The organism is Rhodococcus sp. IEGM 1354 (assembly GCF_030056855.1).
Lineage (GTDB): Bacteria > Actinomycetota > Actinomycetes > Mycobacteriales > Mycobacteriaceae > Rhodococcoides.
In genome coordinates, this window is sequence record NZ_JASHKT010000001.1 from 469,735 (window position 1) to 486,936 (window position 17,202).

16 protein-coding genes are annotated in these 17,202 nt (G+C 64.9%); 9 read left to right on the plus strand and 7 right to left on the minus strand.

Going from position 1 to position 17,202, the window contains the following annotated elements:
• Positions 1–3 precede the first annotated feature (3 nt).
• The 3 genes from QM588_RS02410 to QM588_RS02420 are packed head-to-tail and all read right to left on the minus strand — an operon-like array spanning position 4 to position 2,455.
• A complete protein-coding gene (locus QM588_RS02410) occupies positions 4–753 on the minus strand; it encodes a PIG-L deacetylase family protein (RefSeq protein ID WP_283311214.1) in 750 nt (249 codons plus the stop codon).
• Positions 747–1,745, minus strand: coding sequence for an acyl-CoA dehydrogenase family protein (locus QM588_RS02415; protein ID WP_283311215.1), 999 nt, complete (start codon positions 1,743–1,745; stop codon positions 747–749). The genes QM588_RS02410 and QM588_RS02415 overlap by 7 nt, the downstream gene beginning before the upstream one ends.
• On the minus strand, positions 1,742–2,455 hold the full coding sequence (locus QM588_RS02420; RefSeq protein WP_283311791.1) for a glycosyltransferase: 714 nt from the start codon (positions 2,453–2,455) through the stop codon (positions 1,742–1,744). Before QM588_RS02420 ends, QM588_RS02415 begins: the two co-directional genes overlap by 4 nt.
• A 286-nt stretch (positions 2,456–2,741) precedes the next feature.
• On the opposite strand from QM588_RS02420, the gene QM588_RS02425 reads away from it, so the two are divergent.
• The 5 genes from QM588_RS02425 to QM588_RS02445 all read left to right on the plus strand — a co-directional run bounded on the left by QM588_RS02425 (position 2,742) and on the right by QM588_RS02445 (position 8,045).
• Positions 2,742–3,656 (plus strand): L,D-transpeptidase, encoded by a 915-nt coding sequence (locus tag QM588_RS02425; RefSeq protein WP_283311217.1) that lies wholly within the window; start codon positions 2,742–2,744, stop codon positions 3,654–3,656.
• A gap of 133 nt (positions 3,657–3,789) precedes the next feature.
• Positions 3,790–4,722 carry a carbohydrate ABC transporter permease gene (locus QM588_RS02430; protein WP_176458489.1) on the plus strand — a complete coding sequence of 311 codons (933 nt, stop codon included), beginning with the start codon at positions 3,790–3,792 and terminating at the stop codon, positions 4,720–4,722.
• Positions 4,719–5,609: a carbohydrate ABC transporter permease gene (locus tag QM588_RS02435; RefSeq protein ID WP_283311220.1), complete on the plus strand. Its 891-nt coding sequence runs from the start codon at positions 4,719–4,721 to the stop codon at positions 5,607–5,609. Before QM588_RS02430 ends, QM588_RS02435 begins: the two co-directional genes overlap by 4 nt.
• Before the next feature lie 28 nt (positions 5,610–5,637).
• Positions 5,638–6,963: an ABC transporter substrate-binding protein gene (locus tag QM588_RS02440; RefSeq protein WP_283311221.1), complete on the plus strand. Its 1,326-nt coding sequence runs from the start codon at positions 5,638–5,640 to the stop codon at positions 6,961–6,963.
• On the plus strand, positions 6,963–8,045 hold the full coding sequence (locus QM588_RS02445; protein ID WP_283311222.1) for an ABC transporter ATP-binding protein: 1,083 nt from the start codon (positions 6,963–6,965) through the stop codon (positions 8,043–8,045). The genes QM588_RS02440 and QM588_RS02445 overlap by 1 nt, the downstream gene beginning before the upstream one ends.
• On the opposite strand, the gene QM588_RS02450 is transcribed toward QM588_RS02445, so the two are convergent.
• Complete coding sequence (locus QM588_RS02450; protein ID WP_283311223.1) at positions 8,023–9,333, minus strand: cytochrome P450; 1,311 nt, start codon at positions 9,331–9,333, stop codon at positions 8,023–8,025. The genes QM588_RS02445 and QM588_RS02450 overlap by 23 nt on opposite strands.
• Before the next feature lie 73 nt (positions 9,334–9,406).
• A complete protein-coding gene (locus QM588_RS02455) occupies positions 9,407–11,365 on the minus strand; it encodes a M13 family metallopeptidase (RefSeq protein WP_283311224.1) in 1,959 nt (652 codons plus the stop codon).
• 54 nt (positions 11,366–11,419) lie between these two features.
• On the opposite strand from QM588_RS02455, the gene QM588_RS02460 reads away from it, so the two are divergent.
• The 4 genes from QM588_RS02460 (at position 11,420) to QM588_RS02475 (ending at position 15,694) form a co-directional block, all read left to right on the plus strand.
• Positions 11,420–12,034, plus strand: a complete 615-nt coding sequence (locus tag QM588_RS02460) for a TetR/AcrR family transcriptional regulator (RefSeq protein ID WP_283311226.1) — start codon at positions 11,420–11,422, stop codon at positions 12,032–12,034.
• On the plus strand, positions 12,031–12,909 hold the full coding sequence (locus tag QM588_RS02465) for an ABC transporter ATP-binding protein (protein ID WP_283311228.1): 879 nt from the start codon (positions 12,031–12,033) through the stop codon (positions 12,907–12,909). Before QM588_RS02460 ends, QM588_RS02465 begins: the two co-directional genes overlap by 4 nt.
• Complete coding sequence (locus QM588_RS02470; protein WP_283311230.1) at positions 12,906–14,489, plus strand: ABC transporter permease; 1,584 nt, start codon at positions 12,906–12,908, stop codon at positions 14,487–14,489. Before QM588_RS02465 ends, QM588_RS02470 begins: the two co-directional genes overlap by 4 nt.
• Before the next feature lie 101 nt (positions 14,490–14,590).
• Entirely contained in the window at positions 14,591–15,694 is a 1,104-nt protein-coding gene (locus tag QM588_RS02475; RefSeq protein WP_283311231.1) for a GGDEF domain-containing protein, read from the plus strand.
• A 31-nt stretch (positions 15,695–15,725) separates the two neighbouring features.
• Here the strand turns inward: QM588_RS02475 and QM588_RS02480 are convergent, their stop codons facing one another.
• The gene (locus QM588_RS02480; RefSeq protein WP_283311232.1) at positions 15,726–16,199 is read right to left on the minus strand and encodes a DUF4190 domain-containing protein; all 474 of its coding nucleotides are present in this window, start codon (positions 16,197–16,199) and stop codon (positions 15,726–15,728) included.
• A 111-nt stretch (positions 16,200–16,310) separates the two neighbouring features.
• Positions 16,311–17,075 (minus strand): pirin family protein, encoded by a 765-nt coding sequence (locus QM588_RS02485; protein ID WP_283311233.1) that lies wholly within the window; start codon positions 17,073–17,075, stop codon positions 16,311–16,313.
• Positions 17,076–17,202 lie beyond the last annotated feature (127 nt).

The following is a 17,202-nucleotide window of genomic DNA, read 5'->3' on the forward strand; positions in this document are numbered from 1 at the left end:
TACTCATGCGAAGACGACTTCGAACGGGCGTCGGAACCGCGTCAGGATGTGCGGTGGCAACACTGCGCGATCCGCCGGGTGATCGGACAGCGGTCGAATCTGAGATTCGAAGCGCTCGATCGACGCCCGTTTCGCCTCGACGGCATGCGCGGGCAGGTCGATGCGGCGACTGCGTGACCACGGCACCGCCCGGTGTTCGGGAGTTGCCCAGTGCCACATCCAGATCGGATATTCCACCACCGGTATCCCCACGACGGCGGCCGCGGTGAGGCAGGCACGCGCCGTAGCTTCGTGATCGGGGTGGCCGTCCCCGCGCCACGGCGTCAGGCACCAGGTACCCGGAGTGGCGTCGAGCAGCGGTACCAGGGCGCGGGCCAGAGCGTCCTCGTGCTTTTCGACCTCGCCGTCGGTGAACTGCAGCCGCGTCGGCGGCTGCACGATGCCCAGTTCGGCGAGGGCGCGCTCGGACTCGACGGGCCGCAGGGCGCGGAGGTCCTCGGCCGTCACCGTCGGAGATCCCGGATGCGAACCGTCGCCGTCGGTGACCGCGACGACCCGTACGTCGACGCCCGCGGCTGCGGCCATCGACAGCAACCCACCGACGCCCAGTACTTCGTCGTCGGGATGGGGTGCCACGACGACCATGGTGACGATGTCGCTCCAGTGCAGACCGGGAATCGACCAATCTGCGGACAGCCAGTCCGATTCGGCGGTACCGAGGTCGACTTCGGCGTCGAACGCGTTCTCTACCAAGGGTTGTCTTCCTGTGCGATGTCGTGTCCGAGGGCTTCGAGGTCGCGTTCGGCGTGGCTCTGTCGCAGATAGACGGTGAGGTCGGCGACGCGTCGAGCATGCTCCGCATCTGCGCACAGCGGGCCGGCACCGAGCGCACGCCCGACGCGGTCGATGCACTGCGTGGCGGCATCCTCGACGACGGCGCGCACGATGCGAGCACGGATCCGAGCGCGGCCGGAGCGGTCGAACGGATCCGCGTCGACCTCGGCCGCCGCGGTGGTCAGGGCACTCGACGCGGCTCCGAGAGCCGATGCGATGGCACCGAGGTGAGCAGCGCGATGTGGGTCGGGACGCGAGCGCACGGCCGCATGCAGGGTATCGGCCACCGCGCAGGCGCTACCGAACCAGACGGCCGACACCCCGATCGCGCCATGCCAGAAGCCCGGCCTGGTCAGGTACTCCGTCGGACCACCGACCACGACCGCGGGAACGCGATCGAATGCGACCGAGCCCGAGTCGCTCTCCCGCATTCCCACGGCATGCCACGTGTTCGGCACCGGGGCAGCACCCGGATGAGTCAGATCCACTGCGAACAATCGCGGCTCGCCGTCGACGCGAGCGGTCACGAGAGCGTGGGTGCATACGGACGCCCCCGAACACCACGGCTTGGTCCCGGACAGGAGCCACCCCGAATCGCCGCGCACCGCTTCGAGGATCGGAGCCGGGGGTTCCGCAGCCCACACGCCCCAGATCTGGCCACGCTCGGGCGTCGGGCCGTCGAGCTCGTGCAGAATCGCGATCGCATCGGTATGTGCCTCGGCCCAGCGGCCCAGAACGGTGTCGTGTCGGCCCAGCGCAGCCAGCGACTGCCACCGGTGATCTGTGTTCCCCGAGCCGGGGAGAGCCAGATCCAACCGCCCATCCGCCTCGAACGCGAGAAACTGCGCGCGCAACGCCGACTCGAGATCGGTGGTGCGATCGGGGGTGTCGACGAATCCGGTGTCGGTCATGCAGAAGGCTCCAGAGAACGAAGGAAGCCGGCCATACCGTCGGGTGCTCTGCCGCGCAGGCGGCCCGATGTATCGACCGGAATGTCACACACTCGGCGGCACACGGTGCCGCCGAGCTCCAGACGACGGACCAGGTCGTGATCCTCGCCGGTGGCGAGCGGTGCGAACCCGCCGACCGCCCAATAGTCCGCAGCCCGAACACCCAGGTTGGCACCGTGCACGTGGGGATGGCCCGCCTCGTCGACGTACTGAGCGTCATAGGAGGAGCGGAGCGCTTCGTCGTCGACGATGTGGTCCTCGAACCGCACCGACACCGTCCCGACCACAGCCCGGGCACCCTCGGCGGCGTGCCGCAGATGCCCGACCAACCACTGCTCGCCCACCGTCGAGTCGGCGTCGGTGGTGGCGTACCACGTGTCGCCGCGGTCGAGACCGCCGTTCAGATCCTGTGCGAATCCGGCGGCCCGCGCGGCTCCCACGTTTCGATGGGCCACCGTCACGACCGACACCGACGGGTGACGCGCCGCGACAAGCGCCGAACCGTCGGTGCATGCGTCGAGAACGACCGTCGTGGACACCGTCACCGGGGCGACGTCGGCGACGTGACGTCCGGCCTTCGCCAGGGCGGTCAGGCAGGCGTCGAGCAGATCCTGTTCGTCGTGTGCGGGCACGACGACGACGATGCGACGGACTGGAGTGCTGGTATCCATAGCCACGACCCACCCTTTCGGACACCGGACCTGTGAAGTCCGTTGCGGAACCGCCGGTGTCTGGACGGAGTACGTTGCATGCGACATACCCGTTCGCGGACGATCGACACCTACGGCTCGAACAGGGTCTCCGGTGGCGGGAAGCTACTCGTACTCGTGAATTCCGTCGTCGTTTTCGGCAATATCCGATTAGCAAAAGTCCGGGTGGTATGTGTTAATGGGCGTTGCCCCGCGGCAGCACTGCTACTGGGGCATCACGACGCAGTACGAAGGATGGTCGGGTCACATGGCAACTCAGGTTCGCACTCGTAGGTTCGCCCGTATCGGGGCAATTTTCGCAGGTACGGCGCTCGCCGCCTCCGCAGCATTCGGATCCGCCCAGGCGGCTCCGCTGTGGCCCGGCGGCCCCGACGTGTCGATCCCCGGCATGCCCGGATCCTCGGACCCGGCGGCACCGGCACCCGCCCCGCAGCAGCGAGTGGCACCGCTGGCACCGGCGAACTTCGCCGACCCCAGCATCAGCCCGTCCGGCGGCGAGGTCGTCGGAGTGGCGCAACCCATCGCGATCCGCTTCGACGAGGCCATCGGAGATCGCGACGCCGCACTACGCGCCATCCGCGTCACCACGAACCCGTCCGTCGAAGGCCACTTCTACTGGATCAACGACACTCAGGTGCGGTGGCTGCCCAACGAGTTCTACCCGGCGCACACCCAGGTGACCGTCGAAGCGGGCGGTGCGAAGACGGAGTTCTCCACCGGTGACTCGATCATCACCACGGCCGACGACAACACCAAGCAGATCACCGTGACCCGCAACGGCGAGGTCGTTCGCACGATGCCCACCTCCATGGGCAAAGTCGGCCACGAAACCCCGAACGGCACCTACATCGTCGGCGAGCGCTTCCGCGACATGTACATGGACTCCTCCACCTACGGTGTGCCGGTGGACTCCGAAGAGGGCTACCGCACGTACGTCGAGTACGCCACGCGCATCTCCTACAGCGGCATCTTCGTCCACGCGGCACCGTGGTCGGAATCGCAGCAGGGGTACTCCAACTCCTCGCACGGCTGCCTCAACGTCAGCACCGAAGACGGCAAGTGGTTCTTCGAGAACGCCCAGAAGGGTGATCCCGTCGTCGTCGTCAACACCGACGGCGGCACCCTCAGCGGATCCGACGGCCTCGGAGACTGGAACCGCTAGAGCGGCTTCGCCGCATGTGAGTGGAACTTCGACCCCTGCTACGAAGTTCCACTCACATAGGTTGGTTTGCGTGACGGCACCAGTTGGGGCCGCGTTCACCATTCGTTAGCCGCGACTGAGCACAGTCCTCGCGGTGAGTGCAACAACCGAACGAGTGCTGCCCACGGCAGGCAAGAAGAGCTTCTTCTCGCGGCCGTGGACCGATTACGCACTGTTCCTGATTCTCGTGGGCCCCAACCTGGTTCTGTTGGCGGTGTTCACGTACCGCCCGTTGGTCGAGAACTTCCAGTTCTCGTTCTTCGATTGGAACCTGTCCTCGCCCACGTCCACGTTCGTCGGATTCGAGAACTACCGCGAATGGGCCGCCCGTGACGACACGTGGCAGATCGTCGGCAACACTGTCGTGTTCACCGTGGCCGCGGTCGTCGGCTCGTTGGTGCTCGGCCTGATACTCGCGCTGCTGCTCGATCGTAAACTGAGGGGCCGCAACTTCGTTCGCTCCGCGGTGTTCGCGCCGTACGTGATCTCCGGTGCCGCGATCGGTATCGCATTCCAGTTCGTCTTCGATCCCAACTTCGGGCTCGTGCAGGACCTGATGCGCAGATTCGGCCTCGGTGCGGTCCCGGATTTCTATCAGGATCCGAAATGGGCGATGGTCATGATCACCGTCACCTACCTGTGGAAGAACCTGGGCTACACCTTCGTCATCTATCTCGCGGCGCTGCAGGGTGTGCGTAAGGAATTGATGGAAGCGGCCGAGATCGACCAGGCCGGCCGCTGGACCACGTTCCGCAAAGTGCTTCTACCGCAACTGCGTCCGACGACGTTCTTCCTCTCGATCACGGTGTTGCTCAACTCGCTTCAGGTCTTCGACATCATCAACGTCATGACGCGCGGTGGCCCACTGGCCACCGGCACCACCACGATGGTCTACCAGGTCTACGAGGAAACGTTCCGTAACTTCCGGGCCGGTTACGGGGCGACCGTCGCGACGATCCTGTTCCTCGTGCTGTTGATCGTCACTCTCGTACAGGTACGAATCATGGATCGGGACGATCAGCGATGACCTTGGTGAGCAAGCCCGATGCCGCAGTGCCGGAAAAGCCTTCGCGCAGTCGGGACCCGCAGCGCACGCGTCGCAGCGCGAATGTCCTCGGCTACGCGGCGATGGTTGCCGTCCTGCTGATGATCGGCCTGCCGCTGTTCTGGATTCTGGTCACCTCGTTCAAGGACCGCCCGGACATCTACGTTCAGCCGGTCACGTGGTGGCCCAGCAGTTTTCATCCGCAGAACTACAACGAGGCGACGACGGAGGTGCCGTTCTTCACGTACCTGCGCAACTCGATCGTCATCACCACGGCGGTCGCGTCGATCAAGTTCGTCCTCGGTGTGCTCAGTGCGTACGGCCTGGTCTTCCTGCGCTTCCCGGGCAAGAACATCGTCTTTCTCGTCATCATCGCCGCACTGATGGTTCCCAACCAGATCACCGTCATCTCGAACTACTCGCTCATCTCCGAGTTGGGCTGGCGAAACTCGTTCCAGGGCATCATTATTCCGCTGGCCGGTGTCGCCTTTGGTACCTTCCTGATGCGTAACCACTTTCTGTCGCTGCCGCCGGAGATCATCGAGGCCGCGCGCATGGACGGTGCGGGTCCGGTGCGGTTGATGTTCCGCGTCATCCTGCCGCTGTCGGGTCCGACGATGGTGGCGTTCGCGATCATCACCATCGTCACCGAATGGAACGAATACCTCTGGCCGTTCCTGATGTCCGACGACTCGTCGGTCGCTCCGCTACCGGTCGGCCTGACGCTGCTGCAGAACAGCGAGGGCTACACCAACTGGGGAGCGGTCATGGCCGCCACTGTGCTCACCATTCTGCCGATTCTTCTCGTCTTCCTCGTCCTGCAGCGCCACATGATCAAGGGCCTCACCTCCGGTGCGGTCAAGGGCTGATTCACCTCACTATCAGGAGTCGAACACCATGGCACACATCATCAATCGGCGTGGCTTCCTCACGCTCACCGGTGCGGCTGCAGCCGCCGCAGCCCTCGCGGCGTGCAGCGGTCCCGGATCGGGATCGACGGGCGGCGGCGGTGTCGAAGGCGATGCGAACACCATCAACTTCTGGTCGAACCACCCGGGCAAGTCCCAGGAGTTCGAGAAGGAGCTGATCTCGCGGTTCCAGGCGCAGAACCCCGGACTGACGGTCAATCTCATCGACGGCGGCAAGAACTACGAGGAGGTGTCGCAGAAGTTCAATGCGGCATTGTCCGGCAACGATGTGCCCGACGTCGTCGTACTCTCGGATGTCTGGTGGTTCAACTACGCACTCACCGGTGCCATCGAGCCCCTCGACAAGCACTTCTCCGCGGCCGGCGTCGACCAGTCCGACTACGTGGATTCGCTGCTGGCCGACTACAACTGGAACGGCAGCCACTGGGCTCTGCCGTATGCACGCTCGACTCCGCTGTTCTACTACAACAAAGCCGTCTGGTCGGCAGCAGGCCTGCCCGATCGCGGACCGGCCACGTGGCAGGAATTCGACGAGTGGGGCCCGCGCATCCAGGCCGTCGTCGGAAACGGCAAGCTCGCCCACGGCTGGGGTAATGCCGTCGACTACCTCGGGTGGACGTTCGAGGGCCCGATCTGGACGTTCGGCGGATCGTACTCCGATCAGTTCGAGCTGAAGTTCGACGACCCCAATACCATTGCGGCAGGCAAGTTCCTGCAGGACATGATTCACACCAAGAAGTACGCGGCGGTCTCCAACGACATCGCCAACGACTTCGCCGCAGGCATCCTCGCCTCCACGATCGCCTCCACCGGAGACCTGTCCACCATCACCAAGGGCGCCGCGTTCGAGTTCGGTACGGCTTTCCTGCCGGCTACCGACGGCGCGCCCGGATGCCCCACCGGCGGCGCGGGTCTGGCCATCCCGGCCAAGATCTCCGACGAGCGAAAGGTGAACGCGCTCAAATTCATCGATTTCGTCACCAACGGTGCCAACACGGCCTACTTCTCGCAGAACACCGGGTACATGCCGGTCCGCAAGTCGGCGCAGCAGGACCCGTCGGAAATCGCGTTCCTCGAGGCCAACCCGAACGCGAAGACGGCCGTCGACCAGTTGGCGCGTACCCGCTCCCAGGACGCGGCCCGCGTGTTCGTCCCCGGTGGCGACAAGATCATCGGTAGCGGTCTGGAGCAGATTGCGCTGCAGAATGCCGATGTTGCAACGACGTTCGCGTCCATCTCGGATCAGCTGCAGCAGATCATCGACCGTCAGATCACCCCGAAGCTGCCGAAGTAATGGCGACCGTTCACTATGCGGGTGTCTCGCACAGGTACCCGGGCGCGGACTCTCTCGCTGTCGACACACTCGAACTCGACATAGCGGATGGCGAGTTCATCGTGCTGGTGGGGCCGTCCGGGTGTGGAAAGTCGACGAGTCTACGGATGTTGGCCGGCCTCGAATCCGTCGAGAGCGGCCACATCGACATCGGCGGAGTGGACGTCACCTCGCTCGCCCCACGGGCGAGGGACGTCGCGATGGTGTTCCAGAACTACGCGCTGTACCCCAACATGACCGTCGGCGACAACATGGGCTTCGCATTGCGAAACGCGGGAATGAGCAAGGCCGACACTGCGGCTCGCGTACTGGACGCCGCGAGGATGCTCGAACTCGAGCCACTGCTGGGTCGCAAGCCCGGCAAGCTCTCCGGTGGGCAGCGGCAGCGAGTGGCCATGGGGCGAGCCATCGTTCGGCAACCCAAGGTGTTCTGCATGGATGAGCCGCTGTCCAACCTCGACGCCAAGCTGCGAGTGTCGACGAGGGCGCAGATCGCCGGACTGCAGAAACGATTGGGTACCACCACCGTGTACGTCACCCATGATCAGGTCGAGGCGATGACGATGGGTGACCGAGTTGCAGTGTTGCGGGACGGCAAGTTACAGCAGATCGCCGCTCCGCGGGAGCTCTACGACAACCCCGTCAACACCTTCGTCGCCGGGTTCATCGGGTCTCCCGGCATGAACCTCGTCGACGCTCCGGTACACGAGGGTGCAGCAGTACTCGGCGACCTTCGGATCCCCGTTCCGACGTCGGCGGGTCACCGCGTCGTCGTCGGGGTTCGGCCGGAATCGTGGGAGCTCGTCGGCGAACATGCGGGCGGACTCCGACTCACCGTCGAATTGATCGAGGAGTTGGGTGCGGAGTCGTTCGTCTACGCCTCCGCGCCCAGCACCGACGGTCAGTGGACGACGGCCTCGGGACGAATCTCGGTGAGGGTGGACCGCAAGCTGTCGGTCGCCCTCGCCGAGACCGTCCGGTTGAAGCCGGTGCTCGACGAACTGTTCTTCTTCGACTCCGCTACCGGTCTGCGGTTGTCCTGACAGGTTCGCCCAGATCCACCGGAAGTGTTGCCCACCCGTGCAATACGCGCGTGTCGCGACGGGTTCCCGTACCTGCCGAACGTAGGTGGGGGAACCTGTCGAACAGCGTCTTGAGACCTACCTCGGACTCTGCCTTCGCCAGAGCTGCGCCCAGGCAGTAGTGGCGTCCGCCGGAGAACGACAGGTGCTTACCCGCGTTGTCGCGGGTGACGTCGAACCGGTCGGGGTCCTCGAAGACCAGCGGATCGCGGTTGGCACCGGCGAGCACGAGGACGACCAGTGAGTCCTTCGTGATCGGCACGCCCTCGACGACGACGTCGTGCTTGGCCGCGCGAGCCGTCAGCTGAACCGGAGATTCCATCCGCAACATCTCGTCGATCGCGGTGGGCCAGTGCGATGGATCCTGTTGCAGCACAGCCAGTTGATCCGGATGATCGAGCAGGAGCTGGATGCCGCTGCCGAGGAGATTGACCGTCGTCTCGAATCCGGCGGCCAGCACCAATCCTGCGGTGGCCCTGAGCTCTTCGTCGTTCAGGCCGATGCCCTCGTCCTCGGCGGCGATCAATTGGCTCATCAGGTCCTCGCCGGGGTTGCGGCGAAGCTCGGCGATGTGCTGCGAGAGCCACGCGTCGAAACCGATGAGGCCACGCTCCACCTGCTTGAACTGGCTCCACGAGATACCGATGTCGAGGCTGGGCGCCGCCATCTCGCCGAATTCGAGTACGCGCTGATTGTCCTTCTCCGGAACGCCGAGGATGCGGCCGATCACTGCGACGGGAAGGCGAGCGCAGTACCTGTCGACGATGTCGACGACAGAGCTGCCGTCGGACAGTTCGTCGAGCAGTGCGTCCGCGGTTTCCTGCACCTGATCTCGCATCTGCGCTACGGCCCGGGCAGTGAACACGGAGGACACCAGCTTGCGGTACCGGGTGTGATCGGGCGGCTCGACCGACAGCAGGGACGGCGGGAGGATTGGATGCAGGGCTCCAGACCTGGTGTGTCGTTCCACCCACTTCAGCGGTGCCGGCAACGTGCCGCCCAGTTGGGTGACCCGAAAATCGTCGGACCGCAGCAGGGCGAACGCCACCCGGTGATGCACGGTGATGTTGGAGATTCGAGTCTTCACCAGCGGTGCCGTCGCCCGTAGTTCCTCGTACACCGGCGTCGGATTTGCCCGCGTCGCCGGATCGGCGACCAGCATGGCCTGCCGGTCACCGGCGGCCGCAGCACGCTTGGCCCCGAATCTGATGACCCCGTGCGCTGCGATCCACCGTACGAATTCCCTCATCCGACTGTCCTCCCCGTTGTCCCGCCCTATGTGAGTGGTTTCTCGTAGCCGACTACGAAGTTCCACTCACGTGCTACCAGATCTTGACGCGCTTCCCCGGGTCCAAGTACAGCGCATCGCCGGGCTGCACGTCGAACGCTTCGTGAAAACTGTCCAGATTGCGCACGACTCCGTTGCACCGGTACTCCGGCGGCGAGTGCGGATCGACGGCGAGACGACGGATCGCTTCGGCGTCTCGTGCCTTCGTCCGCCACACCTGCGACCAGCCGAAGAACACCCGCTGCAGCCCGGTCAGGCCGTCGAGCACCGGTGCGTCCTTGCCCTCGAGCGAGATCTCGTACGCGGCGACGGCGATCGACAGGCCACCCAGATCGCCGATGTTCTCACCGATGGTGAATTCGCCGTTGACCTTGTGGCCGGGCAGTGCCTTCGGCTCGAATTCGTTGTACTGCTCGATCAGGGCAGTGGTGCGCTTACCGAATTCGGTGCGGTCGCTGTCGGTCCACCAATCCACCATGTTGCCGTCGCCGTCGTACTTGGCACCCTGGTCGTCGAATCCGTGCCCGATCTCGTGCCCGATGACGGCTCCGATTCCGCCGTAGTTGGCTGCGTCGTCGGCCTCGGCGTCGAAGAACGGCGGTTGCAGAATGGCTGCGGGAAAGACGATTTCGTTCATCCCGGGGTTGTAGTACGCGTTGACGGTCTGCGGCGTCATGAACCATTCGTCGCGATCGACCGGTCCTCCGAGCTTGTCGAGGTCACGCTGATAGTCGGCTTCGTAACCGCGGCGGTAGTTGCCGAGCAGATCGTCGGCGGTGATGTCGACGCTCGAGTAGTCGCGCCAGCGGTCGGGGTAGCCGATCTTGGGAGTGAACTTGTCCAGCTTGTCCAAGGCCTTGCGGCGCGTCTCCGGGCTCATCCATTCGAGCTCGGAGATGTTGCGGCGGTAGGCCTCGGTGAGGTTGTCGACGAGCACCTGCATGCGTGCCTTCGAGTCCGCCGGGAAGTGGCGTTCGACGTAGAGCTTGCCGACGGCCTCGCCGAGGACGTCCTGTACCAGCGAGACGCCGCGCTTCCAGCGCTCGCGGTTCTCCTCGGTTCCGGTCAGCGTCGTTCCGTAGAACGCGAAGTTCTCGTCGACGAGTGCGCTCGTCAGGAACGGAGCCCGGGCATGTACGACGCGCCACGCGAGCCACGCCTTCCAGGTCTCGATGTCCTCCGACGTCCACAGGGACACGAACGTGTCGACGAACGGTGGCTGGCGTACGACGATCTCGGCGAACTGTTCGGTGGTGCCGCCGAGGCCGGAAATCCATGCAGTCCAATTGAATCCGGGCTCGTTCTGCACCAGGGTGTCGAACTGGACGAGGTTGTAGCTCTTCTCGGCGTCGCGCCTGGCGACGACGTCCCAGTGGCCCGCGGCGATCTTGCGCTCGAGGTCGAACACCGTCTGCGCGTCGTAGTCGACGCCGCTGAGCGCGAACATCTTCGCGATGTGCGCGATGTAGCTCGCGCGGATGTCGGCGTACTCGTCCTGGCGGTAGTACGACTCGTCGGGCAGGCCGATTCCGGACTGGCTGAAGTGCACCAGGTAGCGATCGGATCGCTTGGCGTCGGTGTCGACGTAGTGAGCGATACCGCCGCCGACTCCGGTGCGTTGCAGAGAGCCGAGAACGCTTGCGAGCGTTACCAAGTCGGTTGCCTCGGCAACGGCGGCGAGCTCGTCGGCGATCGGGGTGGTGCCGAGCTGTTCGGCCCGATCGGCGTCCATGAAGCTCGAGAACAGGTCGCCGATCTTCTGTGCGTCGCTACCCGCGGGCGGATTCGCGGCCGCCGATTCTTCGATGATGGTCTGTACGTCGACCTCGGCGCGGTCGTACAACGTCCGGAACGCACCGTCGACGGCGCGGTCTGCGGGAATGCTGTAGTCCTCCAGCCATTTGCCGTTGACGTGCACGAAGAGGTCGTCCTGCGCGCGTGTGTTCTCGTCCTGGTAGCTGAGATCGATGCCCGAGTTCACTACTGAAGTCATGTATCCATCTTTACACTCTTGCGCTCGATTGAACGGGTGTTTAATGTGCTGTACATGCGTTCAGCATCGGAGGATCTGACCACCCGCGCGCGGATCCGCGACACCGCGATCGACATCTTCGGCGTGCAGGGTTTCACCGCCGGTGTGCGGTCCATCGCCAGCGCCGCCGGCGTCTCACCAGGGCTGCTCAACCACCACTTCGGGTCCAAGGACGGACTTCGGGCAGCGTGCGACGAGTACGTCCTGCGCACGATCCGCGAATCCAAGGCCGCCTCGGCCGGTCCTACCGGGATGATGGAACAGCTTGCCCGCATCGACGAGTACGCACCGCTCGTCGCCTACATCGTGCGGAGCTTCTCCTCCGGCGGAGCGCTGGCCCGAGAGTTGTTCGAGCACATGGTCGACGACGCCGTCCGTTACCTCGACGACGGAGTGCGCGACGGCCGATTCACACCCAGCCGCGACCCCGCGGCGCGCGCCCGGTTCCTGACGCGCCAGAACGTGGGCGGTCTGCTGTTGTACGTGCAGATGGCCGGCCCGGACGTCGATTTCCGCGCGGCTCTGAGTGCGCTCGGCGACGAGGTGATGCTGCCGGCACTCGAGCTGTACACCGACGGATTGTTCACCGACTCCCAATCCTTGGATACCTATCTGGAGGCCGAGAAATGACCGACGCCATCGCAGTCGACGATCTGGTGAAGACGTTCGGTTCGGTCCGGGCACTCGACGGCCTGAACCTGCACGTCGAGACCGGTGATGTACACGGCTTTCTGGGCCCCAACGGGTCGGGTAAATCCACCACGATCCGCGTACTGCTCGGTCTCGTGCGCGCGACGTCGGGGACTGTCCGGTTGCTCGGTGGTGATCCGTGGGCCGACGGCGTCGCACTGCATCGACGGCTGGCCTACGTTCCCGGAGATGTGACGCTGTGGCCGTCGTTGACCGGCGGGGAGGTCATCGATCTGCTCGCCAGGATGCGCGGCGGTATCGACTCCGGCCGCCGGGCCGAGCTGATCGAACGGTTCTCCCTCGACCCCGGCAAGCGGAGTCGCACCTACTCGAAAGGCAATCGCCAGAAGGTCGCTCTGATCTCGGCCCTGGCATCGAACGTGGAGCTGCTGCTCCTCGACGAGCCCACTTCCGGTCTCGATCCCCTGATGGAGCAGCAGTTCGCCGAATGCGTGAACGATGCTGCGCGACGCGGAGTCACGGTGCTGCTGTCCTCGCACATCCTGTCCGAGGTGGATGCGTTGTGCAGTTCGGTGACGATCGTCCGGGACGGGCGCACGGTGGACACCGGGACCCTGGCGTCTATGCGGCACCTCACCCGCACGACGATGACCGTCACTGTGGATCGAGTACCCGAGGATTTCGACAGGGTCACCGGGGTCAGTGGGGTGACCGTGGACGGATCCACGATTACCTGCACGGTGGAGAACGAGGCGCTCGCTGCGGTGATGCACGTCCTGGCCGGTGCGGGAGTGCAGAGCGTGATCAGCTCCGCGCCCACTCTCGAGGAGCTGTTCCTGAGGTACTACGCATGAACAGCCTGAGCGGCACAGCGGCATTGCTGCGGCTGTGTCTGCGCCGCGACCGACTGGTGTTGCCGGTCTGGGTCGTTCTGCTCGGAGCGCTCCCGCTGCTGTACGCGGTCAGCTTCGAGGGGCTGTATCCGACGGCGGCAGACCGTCGAGCGTTCTATCTCGGCACCGAGGCAGTGCCGGCGCAGGCGGCGCTCGTGGGGCCTATTTTCGGCAGTGACCTGGGTGCCTTGGTGTCGTGGCGCGCCGGACTGATGCTCACCCTCGTTCCGTTGGCGGCGATCCTCACCGTCGTTCGGCATACCCGCGGTGAGGAGGACGCCGGTCGTATCGAGCTGATCGGGTCGACTGCGGTGGGCAGATTCGCAGGGCTGACAGCGGCCGTTCTGGTTGCGGGCGGCGGCGTGACGGCGACGGGACTGCTGTCGTTTCTCTCGCTGTGGGCATTCGGTCTGCCGGTGGCCGGGAGCGTCGCGTTCGGTGCCTCGATCGTCGTCGTCGGTGCGGTGTTCGTCGGCTGCGCGGGGCTGGCGGCACAGGTGGCGTCCGGGGCTCGCGCGGCTCGCGGCTACGCCCTCGGGGTGTTGGCCGCCGCGTTCGTCCTCAGAGCGATCGGCGACATCGGTTCGGGAACCCTGTCGTGGTTCTCGCCGATCGGGTGGTCGGCGCAGGTGCGACCGTTCGCCGACGAACGGTGGTGGCCGCTGTTGCTGTCGCTGGCGGCTGCAGCCGCGTTCTGTGCTGCAGCGTTCGTGGCAGCGAATCGACGCGATCTCGGCAGTGGACTGCGGGCCGAACGCCGCGGCCGGGTGGCTGCCGTTCCGTCACTGGCCGGTCCCGTCGCCCTCGCGTGGCGACTGTCCCGCGGAACCACCGTCGTCTGGACCGTCGGCCTCGCCCTGTTCGGTATCGCGATCGGGTCGTCCACGGACGGCATCGGCGATCAACTCGGCAGCAGCGCCGCCATCAGCGACGCACTGGGCAAGTTCGGCGGCACCACGATCGAACAGTCGTTCATCGCCGTCGTGCTGAGCATGGTCGGCATCATGGTGGCGGCCTATTCCGCGTCGGCCGTGCTACGTCTGCACGGCGAGGAAGAGTCGGGTCTGGCCGAGATCGTGCTGGCCACGAGTGTCTCGCGCCATCGGTGGCCGGCCGGACATCTGCTCTTCGCCGTACTCGGCCCGGCGTGGCTACTGTTGGTCGTCGGCCTCACCATCGGGCTGACATACGGGTCGGCAACCGGCGACATGTCGCGCGAACTGCCGTCCGTCGTGGTCGGCGCACTGGCTCAGCTTCCGGCCGTGTGGGTGGTGACGGCGATCGGCGTGGCATTGTTCGGCGCTGTCCCTCGATTCGCGACCGTTCTGTGGGCCGTACTCGGCGGCTTCGTGGCGCTCGGCCAGATCGGTTCCGTGGTGGGCATGCCGCAACCGTTGCTCGATCTCTCACCCTTCACGCACACTCCGCGATTGCCGGGGGCTGCAGTGTCTCTCGCACCGATCGCTGCGCTCGTTGTCGTCGCGGTAGCTATCGGCCTCGGTGGATTCGCAGCATTCCGCCGAAGAGACCTCCGAGGGTGACCCCCGTCGAATAGCATCACGAATGGCCGATATGTCCGGCCCGGTCCGGCAGAGAATCGTCCGGTCCGGTGATGCTCGGCCGGAACGCGCATGGAGGCTACGTGCACTCGACATTCCTGCGCACGTGGTGGCACCAGCCTCACAGCTACGCGTCGGTCGTCGGCTACCTCGGGCTGCACGGTGCCCTCGGACCGTATCGCCTCGCCGCCGCATTGAGCACTTTCTTCTACGGACTCGGCGCTGCTGCGTTGCTGCTGCTCACCGACGCCCCGCCGACCTCTGCGATCGGTAGGTCCATCTTCGTCGTCGCCATCGTGTCGACGCTGGTGGTCGGTGTCGCCTGGCTGACCGCTCCGTGGCCGTCGAAGCGTGTGTCTCTGATGTTCGCCGCGTACTCGGACATCGGAACCACACTGGTACTGCTCTCCTACGGATCGCCTCAAACCATCTATCTGGCCCTCGCGATGCTCGCTGCCAACAGCGTGTACGTACAGCTCTTTCACAGCCCGAGAGTCATGGCGCTGCATCTGCTGTGGGCAGGAACGGCCGTGGCGCTGTTCTTCGTGTTGATCTCGTTGTCACCCGACGCAGATCACGGTCTGGCCGTCGCGCAGCTCGTAGTGCTGATCCCCATCACGTTCATGGGCCCGACCTTCTTCCAGTACCTGCTCCTCAAACTGCAGGTCCAAGCGCAGGCGGCCAACTTCGACCCACTCACTCAGGTGCGCAACCGCCGAGGGCTCGACGAGGCACTACCGGTGTACTTCCTCGGCGCGACCGATGTGTCGGTCATGGTTGTCGACGTGGACCGATTCAAGTCGATCAACGACCGATTCGGACATCACCAAGGGGACGCGGCCCTGCAACTCGTCGCACGTCGATTGACGAGAAACGAGGTGCTGGTCGCGCGAGTGGGCGGTGAGGAGTTCGCGGTGGTGACCACATCGGCCGAAGCCGAGGCCCGTGCACTGGCCGAGGAGTATCGCGATGCCGCGCACTCAGCGGAGGACATCGCATCCCTGACGGTGAGCATAGGCGTCGCGCACTGCACGTACCCGAGCGCCGAGGACATCGGTCTCGACGCCGTCGAACTCACTACGCGACTGTTGCGAGTAGCAGATGCCGCGATGTACGAAGCCAAGAAGCAGGGCGGTAACCGGGTTGTCGTAGCGGGCCGGTCGCCGCGTGGTGACCGGCCCGCCTGACGTATCGAGACGCGAGTGTCTCGGCACCGACTCAGTTCGGTGTCGAGTCGCCGTACTGGTTCTCGACGTTCTGCTGGAATTCGTCGGCACATTGCTGTTGCGCTGCAGTATCGCTGCCTGCGTTGGTCATGCAGTCGGTGAAGTCTTGTCCGCCGACTGCGTTGAACAGGCCGACACCGACGACGACGAGAACGATCGACAGGGCCGCCGCCACGAAACCGAGAATGATCGCGATGAGAGACACGGTGCCGTTGGTGGCGACGCGTTTCTTGTACCTCGACCGACCGATGAAGCCGAGGACGATCGCGATCAGGCCGAGAACAACTCCGCCGACGATGGTCCAGGAGAACAACACACCGAGAATCGCCAGAACCAGCGCCACTGTGCCGATGGTGTTCTTCGGCGCTACCGGCTGTTGCTCGTATCCACCCTGCTGATATCCGCCCTGCTGGGGGTACTCGCCAGGCGAAGGATAGTTTCCTGGCGGGGGATAGTCATTCGACACGTCTGATACCTCCGAGATCGGCGATCGTGAACGCTCGGAGTGTATGCAGATGGCTGCCGCGGGCACAGACGCCGCGTGCCCCCGTGATCAACTTGTCATCGAACGTACACGTCAACCGCCGAGTCGCGAGTGCATCTCCCAGATGAGCACCTCGGCCGAATCGGCAGCTGTAATACGTTGCCCACCAGTGGAACTCATGCGCACCGCGTCACCCTCGTACAGATCTCCTACGCCTTCCATCGAGACGGTGCCGCGGACCACGAACACGTGGACGAACGGAGCGTCGGGAACGGTCACGGTCGAATCCGGTGTCAGTCGCGCAGCGTGCAACGCGGCCGACTTCTGGCCGATGCCGATTGCCGCCTGACCACGGTGTCGGTCCATGCCCGACGCGACCGTGACGAGTCCGCCGCGCAGCAGCTCGTCGTCGATCTCGAGTTGTTCATAGCCGGGTGCGGTGCCGGGACTGTCGGGCATCACCCACATCTGTACGAAGCGGACGGGTTCGGTGTGCCGATTGCCGTCGATACTCCAGGAGTCGTTCTTCTCCGAGTGCATGATGCCTTTGCCCGCACTCATCCGTTGCGCCAGTCCGGGATAGATGATGCCGGAGTGCCCGATCGAATCCTGATGCACCAGAGAGCCCTGCACCACCCACGTGATGATCTCCGTGTCGCGGTGCGGATGCGTCTCGAATCCCTGCCCGGCGGTGACGATGTCGTCGTTGTTCACCAACAGCAGGCCGTGGTGGGTGTTCTCGGGGTCGTAGTGCTGACCGAAAGAGAACGAGTGCTTCGAGTCGAGCCAGGACACACGGGTTTTCAGTCGATCACCGGCACGATGCACGTCGATGTGGGCGGTCAGTGGAGCGGACATGTCCCCACTGTACGAGCATGTCGATGCACCGGCGTAAGACCTGCATAACGTTCGGGTGTCTTTGCTGCCGGGGTGTGGCGGTGGCTCCGAGTGGGTAGGTTCGGACACGGTACGGTCACACGCTCTG